Below are 13,793 nucleotides of genomic sequence, written 5' to 3'. Positions count from 1 at the left end.
CCCTGTTTGTTGATATTTCTTGTATACGCAGACACTCGTGCTGCTGCATCAATATCCTCTTGCCATTATATTTTTGATGGCGCCACCCCATAAGTTTTCTTGAACGCGAACGAAAAGTGCGAGAGGTCTTCAAATCCCAATTCGAGGTATATATCTGTTGGCGTTTTTCCTTTTTCTTTTATGAGGTAATGGGCTTCCTGCAGTCTGCGGTGCTGTAACCACCTGCTTGGGGTTACATGAAATATCTTTTCAAAATCGCGCTTAAAAGCGGCAAGGCTTCTGCCGGTTAAATAGGCAAATCTGTTTAGCTGCACGTTAAAATGAAAGTTTTTATTCATAAAACCTTCCAGGTCAATTTTGCCGGGTTCGCTAAAATCAAACAAAACATCTTTTAACTGCGGATTGGTTTGCAACAGTATCAAAATAGCTTCACGAACCTTCAGCGTTTGTAAGCTGGCATTTATACTATGTGCTTCCTGCTGATAAGGTGCCAGCGACTCCATATAACTTTTAAACAGCGGATTAGGCTGCAACTGTATCACCGGATCGCTTTGGTAATGCTTTTCGGCCTTGTAACCAAACTCAATGCTGAAGTTACGCAAGGTTTCCTGGGTAAGATATACCGACAGCGCCTTAAATTCGCCGTTGGGTGGCGGCTGCTTTACAAATTTAACCAGGTGATTACGCCTTGTAAGCCTGAAACTTCCTTCATTAATAACATATTCCTTTGTACCATCGTCAACAATTAACGTACCAGCTATCTGATAACTAAAGGCATGTTCGGCCACAAACTGCTCGCCCGACCGCGAGCGGGTAAAATAGCAGGAATGGTGTATTTGCTGTAAAATATCTTTTTGCTGTGCCGGCATATCATTCAAAGTTAAGTAAACAGCATTGCCCTGCAAACTGGCAATGCTGTTGCTATTGTATTAATCTTTTAAACTCATGATGCGTTTACCAGCCTCTGTTTCCAGGAAGTTCTCCGCATCGTCATGATCTGTTGACAGGGTTACGGGCAGCCATTTTTCAAACTCCTCTTTGCGTGAAAAGTTGGCTTGTTTTAACAGCCCGGCGGCCTCGCTACCTAATACCAGGTGTACCGGTGGGGTATCGTTGTCAACCAAGTCCACCATTGCTTTGGCCGCTTTCTCAGGATCACCCATTGGTACAAATTTACCACCTTTAAAAAATTGGGTACGGGCACCAACGGTATCTTCGTAACCTTCCACTTCAGGGGCATAGGTCATGGATGCGCCCGCCCAGTCGGTGCGGAAACCACCCGGCTCTACACAGGTTACCTTAATACCCAATGCAGCAACTTCTTTGGCCAGTGCCTCGCTAAAACCACCCAAACCAAATTTAGCGGCCTGGTACATGGTTAAACCAGCGTTTCCAACCCTGCCGCCAACCGAGCTTATCTGCATAATAAAACCCGACCGCTGTTTGCGCATATAAGGCAATACCGCGCGGGTGAGCTCAATGGGTGCATACAAGTTAGTTTCTAACTGACTACGCACCTGTTCGTCTGTAAATGCCTCGGCCGCGCCAATGATGCCGAAGCCGGCATTGTTCACCAACACATCAATACGACCAAAATGGGCCACAGCATTGGCAACCGAATTATAAATTTCATCGTGGTTGGTCACATCCAATTTTATGGCATAAACCTGATCGGGATATTTATCTTCCAGCTCTTTTAATTGTTCGGGGTTGCGTGCGGTAGCGGCTACTTTATCGCCTTTTGCCAACACCGCTTCGGTAAGGCTGCGTCCCAATCCGCGGGAGCTGCCTGTTATAAACCATATCTTTTCCATTTGTTTTTATTTGTTTGTTGATACAAATGTCGGTAGGATTAAGGCACGTAACTTTGTTAAAAGGTTCAATTTTGTTTGTTGAAACGTTCAGGTTTACTCGGCTACATTGATAGAAAGAGATTACGGCGTTTGACTAACTGCAGAGTTTACTCACCCGACCATCGCTGCGCTCGGTCACCCTCTCTTCAGCTTCGCTGAAAAGAGGGGTTAGGTTGATTGAAACTATTGCCAGATAAATATAAAAAAATAACTTCTTCACCCTCTTTACGGCAAAGCCGTAGAGAGGGGCGGCCAGCGAAGCGTAGCCGGGATGAGTCGAAACCACCTGCAAAGTTTTATCCTATACAACATCGCCAGATTATCAAAAACAAACCCTAAATTTATTTTTATTGATAACGGCGCTTTAAACCATCATAAATGCCATCAACCCAAACAAAGCCTACCCTATTCCCTATATTGCTGGTCAATTTTATTGATGCGCTGGGTTTTAGCGTGGTGATACCGTTTTTGGTGGTTATAGTTATTAAACTGGGCGGGCACGAATTGGTTTATGGCTTTTTGAGTGCCACTTATTCCTTTTTCCAGTTGATAGGCGCGCCAATATTAGGCAATTGGTCGGATAAGTTTGGGCGCAAGAAGATATTGCTCATTAGTGAGGCCGGTACCTTTATTGCCTGGCTTATATTCCTGGTGGGGCTTGTTATACCTAATCATCAATTAAAGATAAATACCGGTTTCGCTGGCAATATCCTGTTCAGCCTGCCCCTGCTGATGATATTTTTAGGCCGCGCGCTCGACGGACTTACCGGCGGTAACATCTCCGTAGCCAACGCCTACGTAGCCGATATATCTGTCAAAGACGACCGCAAACGCAACTTTGGCAAAATGGCTGCGGCATCAAACCTGGGCCTCATCTTCGGCCCTTTGCTGGCAGGCTTACTTGGTGCCACTGCGCTGGGTAATATTTTACCGGTGGTGGTTACCGCATTTATATCCTTAGTTGCCTTATCGGTTATTTATTTTAAGGTACAGGATAGGGCCGCAAAGCCCGTTAGCAAGGCTACTCCGGGTATTATCCCTACAAAGCAAACTACCTTTAAAGGATTGAAATCGGTACTGAAACTACCATACGTCCCTTACTTTTTAATCCTTTATTTCCTGATATTTTTAGGGTTCAACTTTTTTTATGTGGGCTTCCCGGTTTATGCTGCCGGGCAATTGCATTGGAGCGTGTTGCAACTGGGTATCTTCTTTTCGTTCTTAAGCGGGATGATGGTTTTGATGGAAGGCCCGGTGATGGGTTACCTTTCAAAAAGAATTTCGGGCGCGGCGTTAGTCATCGCGGGCAGCACTATACTTTGCGGCTGTTTTGTATTGCTTAGGTTTGATAGCATTGTTTATATATATGCAGGTGCTCTGCTCTTCGCCATAGGCAACGGTATTATGTGGCCATCATTTATAGCCCTGTTATCCAACACCGGTACCGAGCATGTGCAGGGTATGATACAAGGCTTTGCCAGCAGCGCAGGTAGTTTGGCCAGCATTATAGGTCTTATCAGCGGGGCATTTTTATACCATACACTTGGCGCAAACCTGTTTCTGCTTACTGCTGGCTTTATGCTGTTGATAGCTTTCCTGGCTGTCCCCCTTATAAAAATTGAAAAGAAAATGTAATAGTAAATTAGCAGCTGCTAATTTACTATTACAAACTTTTTGCGGAATACGGCTGTCGCGGTTCTTATTTCAACAACATATACTCCAGTTGCCAATCCATATACCGTTATAACCGGATTGTTGCTTGCTTCATTATTAAGGGTTTTAATGAGCGCGCCGCTTATGTCGAAGATCTTAATAAACCTTATTGGGTCGGTACCTTGTGCTATACTTATTTTTTCCCTGGCCGGGTTTGGATAAAGCGACGGTGCCGGTGAATCATTTACACTTACATATACCGGTGCCGAATAACTGGTTTTACCATCCTGGCTTACTATTCTTAGCCTAAAGTAATTGATGCCCTTTTTGGGGTTAGTTACCTCGTGTGTGTATGTGTTCACAAATTTGCCTTTGTTAACGGCATCAACCGTTGCAACATCTGTGTAGTGCAGGTTATCATCGCTGCGCTCAATTACAAAACTACTGATATTGCTTTCCAGCGTAGTAACCCATTCTAATGCCACCGTTTTGTTGAGCGTGAGACTTGCAGTAAAGCTCTTTAATTCCAGCTCCATAATACCCGAAAACATATAATTATCAACCGTAGCTTTTGACAATACGGTATTACTGTAGCTGGTGATGGATAAGCCCACATAAACCGGTACATCCGCGCCAAAACCCAGTTCGGTAGGTTTGCCGACGGCTACCCAGTTAACCCCGTTTGTAGATATGTAGGCCGTATATAACGATTTTACCTTCACCAGTCTTATCCAATATGGCGCACTGATGTTGGCATTTGTAGCTGTAACGCTGGCAGCATCGGCGCTTAATCTATACTGAAAGAGCGCGCTGTTATCTGATAAACCAATAAAAGCATACTTGGCTCCGGGCGCCATACTCTCGCGAATCATGATACCTGCTACCGCACCCGATTGATCGGTAGTTATTACCCGGGCCTTTACCTCGCCGTCGCCAACCAGGGTTTTATAGGCAAAATGCAGGGCATCGGCCGTAAGCGATTTGTTTCGGCCAGATCCATTCAATTCAAATGTTTCGTTGTTGTAACAGGCCGAGCCGGCTATACCTACATCACCAATATCCTGGGTTGTCCACCTTGTTGGCAGCGCCCCGCAAACAGTGGTACATTTTTGGGTGGAGAACGATGCCACCGGCGAGTACGCGCTTGTACCCCCTGCTGTACAATTTGTTTGTACCCGGAAAAGGTAATCTGTAGCGCATGATAATCCCTGGATGGTTACCGTATTGGTTGATGCTGTTACAGTTGTCCACTCAGTTGCAGCTACGGATTTATATTGTAAATTATAACTTGCCGCACTTGTTGCGGCCCATTTTAGTACAGCCGAATTTTCGTATATATTTCCCTTGTCCAAACCTGTAGGTGCCGCGCAATCGCCATTGCTTTTGGTACCGTACACTTCAAACTCATATAATGAATACGCATAAGGGCTGCCGCGCTCTATCATATTTACACGTACATATCTTCCGGTGCCTTTCAGCGCAATGTAATCGTCATAATCTTCATTGTTTGTTATGGATTTTATTTCAACCCAGCTTTTGGCATCGTCAGATACCAGGATATCAAAGGCTTTGCCAATGGCAGCCTCCCAGCGTAAAACCACGCGGCACAAATCATAACGTGCACCCAGATCAACATAAATATATTCACCATCGATACCGCCACTTGCCCAGCGGGTGTTCAAATCGCCATCGAAAGCTTTTTCAACGGTGGTTTCGGGAATACCCTCGTCTGACGAAACAACACCTTTTTTATTGAGGGCGATATTCGGTGAATTACAGGTATCCAGTGTGTTCTTAGTTAGGCCATAAACATTAAGCTTGTTGGAGAAGGTAGCGAGATATACCTTACCGTTAACAATGGTTGGGCAGTTGAATTTGGCATAATTACCCACAATATCCTCCTGGTAGGCCGATGAGTTCCAAAGCTCCCTGGTTACATCCGTTGCATCAAAGGCACGCAAAATACCCGGGCGAACGGATTGATTGGCATCTCCATTGGCAGCATAGGTTGTCCACAATACCGCGGTAGAATCTACCGATCCGTTTGATGACACCGATAAAAATGCGCCGCTGTTGCCCGTGGGGCCCTGCGCACCGCTGCTGATGGTATTGGCCAGATCAAATTTCTTGTTCGCCTTATCCAGTGGAAACGCTTTTAATAATCCATTCTCCGACCATGAATAAGCGTACTCTTTCTTCTCGCCCTTGTAATAACTGAATGATGACCGTAAATGCGCATTTACCCCCAGATCAATAGTTTGTAAAGGCCTGTTGGCATCGGCATGGTAGCCACCCATATTATCACGATCAAGTACGTACACCTTTCCATCCTTACAAGCCGTCATGGCCATGGTTGTACCGGGGATCAGCATAATTTCTGTTACGCCAAAGTCCAGATCTGATTGCTCCAGTTCGTCAATATTATTAGGGGTAAAAAAGGATTTAACTGTAAGTGTTGAATTTTCGGGTTTTAATTTAATGGCACTTTCTGATCGGTTGGTAACATCACTATAATCACTGCCCACCCCTACCGAACCGTTCCCTACAGATACATACAGGTTCCCGTCTTCATCAGCAGCAGGGGCTGCCCCACTCATCCAGATACCGCCGTTGTAGCCTTGCGGCGTTGTATTATACACGCTTTTTTGCGCCAGTGTGTTTTTATCATAACCCATTATCCAGCCGTGATAAGGCCCCCAATCGCAATGGGATGCCCAGGCAAAGTAAATGATACCGTTCAATAGCAAAATACCGCAGCGCTGGTTTTCCTTCTGCGGATCGAAACTGAGCTTTCCGTTAACATTTCCGTCGCCATTGCTATTGATCTGTGCGGTAACAAGTTGGGGACTGTTCGGTCTTTCGGCACCGGTGGTAATATCAAGCGCATGGATATATTGTTCGTATACGCCGGAGGTTTTGATAACGCTGCGCGCCAGCAGGTACATGGTATTTGTTGCCGAATCGATAACAGGTGTACTCACGATACCTATATTGCCCGAAAAATCCCGGTAGCCACCGCCGCAGGCACCCGTCATATCGGTATTGGCAATTACTCTTGAGCCATTTGGTGTTAAATTCAGTTGCCAGTAAGGCGCGCTAACATTTGCCGAATCTGCGTCGAACGCGTATACCGAGTTGTTTACCGTGGCTATAAAAACCACATTTTTTTTGCCCACATTGGGCAGGGTTAGATTTAGCTTTACCAAAGGCTGCGCATAGATCTGATCGTCTACCGCACGTGAAAATATTTTCCCAAAACTCCCCCGTTTAACATTTTTTGTATTGAGAATGGTTTCCTGTTTGTACCAGCCGGTGCGGTAAAGATCATTATGCTGGGTTAAAACATCTTTTTGTGCAAGAACGGTAATGGGTTTTGCTAAACAGGCGACTGCTGCTATGCAGGCAGAGATGTGTGTTATTAAGCGGAGTTTTTTATTAAATAATGCGTAAAAATTCAGGTTCATTAATAGGGGAATTGGTTGATACTAAGCTACATTAAATGTATCAGAACCCTTCATCATTTAACTCTTTATTTAGGAGTACGCCAGCCATAGCACCTGAATTTACCGCACTGGCAACCGACCGCATTTGCGTGGTGCAATCGCCGGCTGCATAAACACCGGGAATGGAGGTATGTAAAAGCTCGTCTATTTTTAAATACCCGGCATCGGTTAGTTGGCAGCCCATTAACTGCGGCACATCGCAATGCTGTTTAAATGCGGGGCGCCAATACACGGCATTAAATTCAAATGCGTTACCGCCTGCTATTAAATGTGTTAAATAACCTTGCTTATGCTGTATCTCTGTTACCTGTGCTTCTTCTATTTTTATATGATGTGCGGTCAGTTTAGCCTGCTGCTCGTTTGTAAATAATGATGGCCCATTGGTGAACAATGTGATATTATTACTCCAGTTACTTATCATTTTAGCATACTCATAACCTAAATCACCATTGCCAACAACGCCGGTGGGTTTACTATGTACTTCATAGCCATGACAATATGGGCAGTGAATTACCGAAATGCCCCAACACTCGGCAAAACCTGCAACATCTGGCATATGGTCATAAATACCACTGGTAAACAATAGCTTTTTTGCGGTGTAGGTTTCACCATTCCCGGTACCAACAGTAAAGCCCTCATCCTGTTTTTCCCCTTTTATAACTTTGCCAAACAATGTTTTAACGGTATGATACCGTTGAAGCTGCTCCCTTGCTATGGAGGCTATGGCATGAGGCGTTTCGCCGTCGCGGGTTAAAAAGTTATGCGAATGGGGCGTTTGCCGATTGCATGGCTTGCCGCTGTCAATCACCAGTACCTTACGTAATGCCCGGCCCAAAGTCATTGCTGCCTGTAAACCCGCGTAGCTGCCCCCAATTATAATTACGTCAAAATCCATTGTCCATTTTGTTTAGTACCGGTAAAGGTATAAAAACAAAATGCAACATTGTTGCTTTAGTTGGATTTATTTTGAACAGGCTATAACGGTTTCAATAATTCTCTTGGTTTCTTCGGGGTCGCGTACTTCTATGCAGTCGGCGCCGGTTGTGCGGGCGGGCTGGTCGTTACCACCATCAAACAGGGCATCGCCCATGAACAGCATTTTTTTAATGGGTATGTCAAGGATATCGCGCAGCTTATACATACCATATGCTTTATCGATACCGGGTTTGGTAACATCTATAGAAGTTGCACCACCCAAATGCACCGAAAATTCGGGGATGAGCTTATCCAGTATCGACTTGATCTTCTTACGTTTTTTATAATCAGGATCCCAGGCTTTTTTGGGCGTAAGCGGCGCTTTTTGGCCCAGGGCCGAAAAGGTGATCTGACTGCCGCGATCCTCTACCTGGTCGCCCCAGATCTTATCGGCCTTGAAGCCCGATTTCTCTACCGCCTTATTCAGCGACTCAACTATCTTTTTCTTTTCGCCGGCGGTAAAATCCTCCGAATAGATCTTTTTCCATGCCGATTTCTTATATTGATAAAACTTGGTACCGCAGGTAGGCAGTATTGACAGCCTGTTTAACTTGCTGCCTTTTGGTAAATTGGCAATCACCTGTTTTTCAAACTGAGGCCAGTCGCCGCCCGATATGATGGCCACTTTGGCTACTTTAAGCAAGCCTGCAAACAGCTTGGCCATTTCGGGATCAATGGCGGCTTTACTCTCGGCAAGAGTGCCGTCGAGGTCAAAAACAATTAGTTTTTTCATGGTATTTATTCAACGGATAAGCAGGCGGTTAGTTTCAGTGAGCAAGTATTTTCCAATATGTTTTATTTACAGGTAAAACATCACTTTATTCTCCCCATAAATAAATCATTTTCCATTAAATCTTTACTCCTTACTCCTACCCAAACTACCTGTTATACGGATACTCATTAACCCAATGAAAACCACGGCTAATAAGCCTGAAGCTATTCATATCAAACTTTTTGAAGTTTATTTTCAGGGAATCTTTACCCCATGTGCCTTTTAACAACAGTTCATCCTTTTTCGGTTGGGTATAAGTAAAATAGTTCTTTTTAAGCGTATCGGCATCGCTGAATATAACAATGGTGTGCTTGGCGGTATCGGGTTTAAAATTATAACTTTTTGAACTATCATTCATAAGTTTTACCTGCGCGTAACCGGGGTAACCAATAACCAGCTTGCGCCACCTTGTAGTATCCGTTGTAAGCGGGGCAATGGTGTCTTTATTAACCACGTAGCTTTGCACATCGTAAATGCCGTAAAGCGGCGGTTTCTTAGCTTTATCGCCATATTGCTTGGCAGCCTGCACATCGCCATAAACAGTTGTAAGCAAGGTATAAGCTATTATAATATACTTAACGGTACAAAGCGTTATATTTTTCCAACGTGCCTTAAACCGGTGCGGAGTAATGTTTGATGGTGGTGCAGTTTTGTTGAGAAAAAAGAAATTGATTAACCGAAGTGCATCCTTCGCCAGCAAAAACACCGACATGGATACTAAAAAAGTTGACAATAATTTCACCGGAACATCAAAGCAATAGTTTATCGCCATAATATTGCCGGCTACCACCAATCCCAGAACAGCTCCAAGTGTAGTAGTTTTACGGAAAAACAGGAACAGCCCGCAGGTTACCTCGGCCAGACCAGTAAAATAGTTGAAACCTGTAGAGTAGCCCATATACGTCCAAGCCAGGCCCATTGGCGAAGTGGTGCCCAATGGCTGCAGCAACCTGCCCGGTGATGGCCCCGGAAATTGCAGCTTAATTATTTTTACAAAGCCATAACACAACATGGTAATACCCATGTAATATCGAACAATAACGCAAACCCAGTAAAACAGCTTGTTATAATTACGTGCCTTTCTATCAATTACCGACCATATAATGGCTGCCACGAAAGATACCGTTGTTATAAACAGTACAATGAGATAATCATAAGTGGTATCGCCGCTACCGTTTGTAAAAACAGTAATAGGTTTGGGCAGGTGCAGTACGTGCTTGGCTATCCAGGGGATAAACTCGTGAAACGGCTGGATATATAAATTGGCCACCAGATCTGTATAAGGCAGCACCCCATTGGGGTTAAATAAAATATATAACAGGAAAAATACAAGGAAAAACCTTAACGCTATTTTTTGCGCCGGCGACCAGTAAAGCGGCTCTGTAGCAGCAGTGGTAGTTGTTGATGCAGTCATAAATTAAATTGTGCGGTAATAAGTAATGCTAAATATAACGATTTGACTTTATTAGCGAAATTATTGACGCTTTTTGATGGTATGCTGCGAAATAACAACTATCAGATAAATGATTTTATGGCTGCTGCAACTTCGGCAGGTGCGCTAATGTGCGGAAAATGACCAGTTGCCCTGAGGTATTGCAATTTACTACCTTTAATGTGCTGGTGTAAATATGCTGTTGCGGCAGTGGGTACGGCAATATCTTCTGATGATTGTAACAGTAAAACTTGTTTATCAAGCTTATCCAGCTCATTACGCACATCTGACTCAAAGATAATTTTGGCGGCAGACAAGGCTACATCCGGCCTTACGGCAGATAAGGTATAAGCAAACTGCTCGCCCAGTTGGGGCCGATCAGTATTACCCATAGCTACTACCGAAAACCCACTTGCCCAGGCATAGTAGTTACTGGCCATGGCATTATACATACCGTTAAGGGCATCTTGTGTAAAACCACCTATATAATTTGCGCTGTCGTCATTCAAATAGCGCGCCGAAGCGTTCAGGAAAACCATTTTTGAAAAATGCTCAGGTGCTTTTGAGGCGGCCAATAAAGTGATCATGCAACTAACCGAATGTGCAATAATAGTAGCATTCCAAAGCTCCAGATCAGCCAATATATCCAACAGATCATTGGCATAGGTCTTCAAATTATTATACTTGATACTATTGTAAGCATCAGGATCGGCATTGCCGGCACCAACGTTATCAAACAATACCAGGCGATAATCATCTTCAAAGAATTCCTTCACCCAGTTCCAGGCGGTTTGGTCGGTACCAAAACCATGGGCAAATACCAAAGTTTTGGTGGCATCAAGGTTGCCTTCAATAACAACGTTGTTCTTTTTTTTTATGGTGCAGGTCATATTAAATCAATGGAAATTGAATCAGGGAATGCAATAAAGTAAACGTAGTTAATATTTTAGTATTCCTAAAAGGATTAAATAACGACATTTAAAAATATACAGTGATTACGATATACCTGGTTCAAACTGGTATTAGGAATTTCCGTACTCTTTTTCGTAATTTCAACCTAAATTCAAACCACTCATTCATGAAAAAACAAAATAGCTGGGCCTTACTGGCCGTGCTAACCATTTTAACTTCGTGTTCAAGTAAAGATGATAAAACTGCAGCTTCCATGACCGATAATCCATTCATGAAAGCCAGCACCCTGCACCTGCAGGCTCCGGCTTTTGATAAAATTAAAAATGCCGATTTTCAGCCCGCTCTGGAAGAAGGCATGAAACAGCAACTGGCCGAGATCCAGAAAATAGCAGACAATCCCGAGAAGCCCGATTTTAACAACACATTAGTTGCCCTTGAAAAAAGCGGTCAAACATATGCACGGGTAAACAATGTGTTTAATTTACTTACCGGCGCCAACACCAACCCCGAGCTGCAAAAGGTGCAGGAAGATATTGCGCCAAAGCAGGCTGCTGCACAGGATGCCATTTATCTTAACTCAAAACTATTTGCACGGGTTGAGGCTATCCATCAAACAAAAGAGCACGGCGATCTGAAGTTAGATCCCGAATCGTTACGGTTGATTGACTATTACTACCAGCAATTTGTACTGGCAGGTGCTAAATTATCTGATGCTGACAAAGAGAAGCTTAAAAAACTCAACGGCGAAGAAGCTACTTTGAGTGCCAAATTCACCAACCAGGTACTGGCCGCAGGTAAACAAGGCGGCGTTGTAGTTGATGATAAGGCACAACTGGCTGGCTTATCACAAGGCGATATTGATGCGCTGGCACAAAATGCTAAGGCTAATAAGCTTGATGGCAAATGGCTTATCACGCTCCAAAACACTACGCAGCAACCGTTGCTGCAATCGTTAAGCAACCGTGCTCTGCGCGAAAAGTTGTTTAACGCCTCGTGGACACGCGCCGAAAAAGGCGACACCAGCAGCGACACCCGCAAATCAATCGTAAGGATTGCCCAACTGCGTGCCCAAAAGGCCAAACTTATAGGTTTTGCCAATTACGCGGTTTGGAAACTGCAAGATCAAATGGCTAAAAACCCAGAAGCCGTTAACACATTTTTAGCCAAGTTATCTACCGCAGCAACCAATAAAGCTAAAGCAGAGGCCGCCGATATTCAGGCGCTGATAGATCAGCAAAAAGGCGGCTTTAAACTACAGCCTTGGGACTGGAATTTTTATGCCGAACAAGTTCGCAAGCAACGCTATGATCTGAATGACAGCGAAATAAAGCCTTACTTCGAGTTGAATAATGTATTGGAAAACGGTGTGTTTTATGCCGCTACCCAGTTATATGGCATCACCTTTAAAGAACGCCATGACCTGCCCGTTTACCAGGCCGATGTACGCGTATTTGATGTATTTGAAAAGGATGGCACCCAATTGGGCTTATTTTATTGCGATTACTTTAAACGCGACAACAAACAAGGCGGCGCCTGGATGAACAACCTGGTAGGTCAATCGAAATTATTGGGTACCAAGCCGGTGATATACAATGTTTGTAATTTCACCAAGCCTGCTGCTGGTCAGCCTGCTTTGATAAGCTACAGCGATGTAACTACCATGTTCCATGAATTTGGCCACGCGCTGCATGGCTTATTTGCTAATCAGCAATACCCTATCCTGGCATCGCCAAATGTAGCACGTGATTTTGTGGAGTTCCCATCGCAGTTTAACGAGAACTGGGCACTATACCCTGATGTGTTTAAACATTACGCCATACATTATCAAACCAAAGCCCCAATGCCGCAAGCCCTGGTTGATAAAATTAAAAAAGCTGCCACCTTTAACCAGGGCTACGCCCTTACCGAGGCATTGGCCGCTGCGGAGCTCGATCTGCAATGGCATACCCTGCCTGCCGATGCGCCACTGCAAGACGTTGATAAATTTGAGTTAGCTGCCCTGCAAAAAACAAATTTTTACCTGCCTCAAGTACCGCCTCGCTATCGTTCAAGTTATTTCCTGCATATATGGAGCAACGGCTATGCCGCCGGTTATTATGCCTACGCGTGGACGGAGATGCTTGACCACGACGCGTTTGCCTGGTTCACTAAAAACAAGGGCCTCACAAGGGCAAACGGTGAATTTTTCCGTCAGATGATATTGTCGCAAGGCAATACTATGGATTATGGGACCATGTTCCGCAGATTTACAGGCCATGACCCGGATATTACGCCGATGCTTAAAAGCAGGGGATTGATAAAATAATAGCGGAGAACTCAGCCACTTTTCTTGCGCTCGTTTGTAACTACAAGTGTTGGGAAGATAAAAAGCGTTGTCATTTCGAACGAGGTACGAGGAGAAATCTTCTACGATATGCAATTGAACTTAGCATTTCGTAGAAGATTTCTCCTTGCCGCTCACACGCAATTCCCATGCAGGCTCGTCGAAATGACAACCTTTTTATTAAAATTTAGTCTTCCCAACACTTGTAGGTACAAACGAGCGCAAGTGAAAGTGTTCAATAAGTAAAAAACTTCCTCCCTCTCTTTACGGCGAAGCCGTAGAGAGGCTCGGCCAGCGAAGCATAGCCGGGGGGAGTAGAACCGACAAGCTGAGCTAATCTCATCCTAAAAGCAAATCCCATCCTTTTATG

General features: G+C 44.4%; 9 protein-coding genes. 2 read left to right on the top strand and 7 right to left on the bottom strand.

Annotation, left to right across the window (positions count from 1 at the left end; genetic code table 11):
• Window positions 1-65: 65 nt before the first annotated feature.
• Together BLS59_RS06360 and BLS59_RS06355 are read right to left on the bottom strand one after the other, a co-directional pair.
• Window positions 66-869, bottom strand: coding sequence for a helix-turn-helix domain-containing protein (locus BLS59_RS06360; RefSeq protein WP_091147390.1), 804 nt, complete (start codon window positions 867-869; stop codon window positions 66-68).
• A 60-nt stretch (window positions 870-929) separates the two neighbouring features.
• The gene (locus tag BLS59_RS06355; RefSeq protein ID WP_091146353.1) at window positions 930-1,814 is read right to left on the bottom strand and encodes an oxidoreductase; all 885 of its coding nucleotides are present in this window, start codon (window positions 1,812-1,814) and stop codon (window positions 930-932) included.
• A gap of 417 nt (window positions 1,815-2,231) precedes the next feature.
• Here BLS59_RS06355 and BLS59_RS06350 point away from each other — a divergent pair, with 417 nt between their 5' ends.
• Window positions 2,232-3,488 (top strand): MFS transporter, encoded by a 1,257-nt coding sequence (locus BLS59_RS06350; RefSeq protein ID WP_091146349.1) that lies wholly within the window; start codon window positions 2,232-2,234, stop codon window positions 3,486-3,488.
• Between the two features lie 17 nt (window positions 3,489-3,505).
• Here BLS59_RS06350 and BLS59_RS06345 read toward each other — a convergent pair whose 3' ends face one another.
• From BLS59_RS06345 to BLS59_RS06325, 5 genes are all read right to left on the bottom strand, one after another.
• Entirely contained in the window at window positions 3,506-6,970 is a 3,465-nt protein-coding gene (locus BLS59_RS06345) for a galactose-binding domain-containing protein (RefSeq protein ID WP_091146345.1), read from the bottom strand.
• Between the two features lie 40 nt (window positions 6,971-7,010).
• Window positions 7,011-7,904: an NAD(P)/FAD-dependent oxidoreductase gene (locus BLS59_RS06340; protein ID WP_091146341.1), complete on the bottom strand. Its 894-nt coding sequence runs from the start codon at window positions 7,902-7,904 to the stop codon at window positions 7,011-7,013.
• 66 nt (window positions 7,905-7,970) lie between these two features.
• The gene (locus tag BLS59_RS06335; RefSeq protein WP_091146337.1) at window positions 7,971-8,717 is read right to left on the bottom strand and encodes an HAD-IIB family hydrolase; all 747 of its coding nucleotides are present in this window, start codon (window positions 8,715-8,717) and stop codon (window positions 7,971-7,973) included.
• A gap of 145 nt (window positions 8,718-8,862) precedes the next feature.
• A complete protein-coding gene (locus BLS59_RS06330) occupies window positions 8,863-10,170 on the bottom strand; it encodes a hypothetical protein (RefSeq protein WP_091146335.1) in 1,308 nt (435 codons plus the stop codon).
• A 101-nt stretch (window positions 10,171-10,271) separates the two neighbouring features.
• On the bottom strand, window positions 10,272-11,078 hold the full coding sequence (locus BLS59_RS06325; RefSeq protein ID WP_091146332.1) for an alpha/beta fold hydrolase: 807 nt from the start codon (window positions 11,076-11,078) through the stop codon (window positions 10,272-10,274).
• A gap of 188 nt (window positions 11,079-11,266) precedes the next feature.
• Here BLS59_RS06325 and dcp point away from each other — a divergent pair, with 188 nt between their 5' ends.
• A complete protein-coding gene (gene dcp, locus BLS59_RS06320; protein ID WP_091146329.1) occupies window positions 11,267-13,405 on the top strand; it encodes a peptidyl-dipeptidase Dcp in 2,139 nt (712 codons plus the stop codon).
• Window positions 13,406-13,793 lie beyond the last annotated feature (388 nt).

Source organism: Mucilaginibacter pineti, assembly GCF_900101875.1.
Lineage (GTDB): Bacteria > Bacteroidota > Bacteroidia > Sphingobacteriales > Sphingobacteriaceae > Mucilaginibacter > Mucilaginibacter pineti.
This window is presented reverse-complemented; position numbering and strand designations above follow the sequence as displayed.

Bases quoted from the DNA above. Each gene is read 5' to 3' on its own strand.
- BLS59_RS06360 (WP_091147390.1), bottom strand. From the start codon at position 869: ATGCCGGCACAGCAAAAAGATATTTTACAGCAAATACACCATTCCTGC.
- BLS59_RS06355 (WP_091146353.1), bottom strand. From the start codon at position 1,814: ATGGAAAAGATATGGTTTATAACAGGCAGCTCCCGCGGATTGGGACGC.
- BLS59_RS06350 (WP_091146349.1), top strand. From the start codon at position 2,232: ATGCCATCAACCCAAACAAAGCCTACCCTATTCCCTATATTGCTGGTC.
- BLS59_RS06345 (WP_091146345.1), bottom strand. From the start codon at position 6,970: ATGAACCTGAATTTTTACGCATTATTTAATAAAAAACTCCGCTTAATA.
- BLS59_RS06340 (WP_091146341.1), bottom strand. From the start codon at position 7,904: ATGGATTTTGACGTAATTATAATTGGGGGCAGCTACGCGGGTTTACAG.
- BLS59_RS06335 (WP_091146337.1), bottom strand. From the start codon at position 8,717: ATGAAAAAACTAATTGTTTTTGACCTCGACGGCACTCTTGCCGAGAGT.
- BLS59_RS06330 (WP_091146335.1), bottom strand. From the start codon at position 10,170: ATGACTGCATCAACAACTACCACTGCTGCTACAGAGCCGCTTTACTGG.
- BLS59_RS06325 (WP_091146332.1), bottom strand. From the start codon at position 11,078: ATGACCTGCACCATAAAAAAAAAGAACAACGTTGTTATTGAAGGCAAC.
- dcp (WP_091146329.1), top strand. From the start codon at position 11,267: ATGAAAAAACAAAATAGCTGGGCCTTACTGGCCGTGCTAACCATTTTA.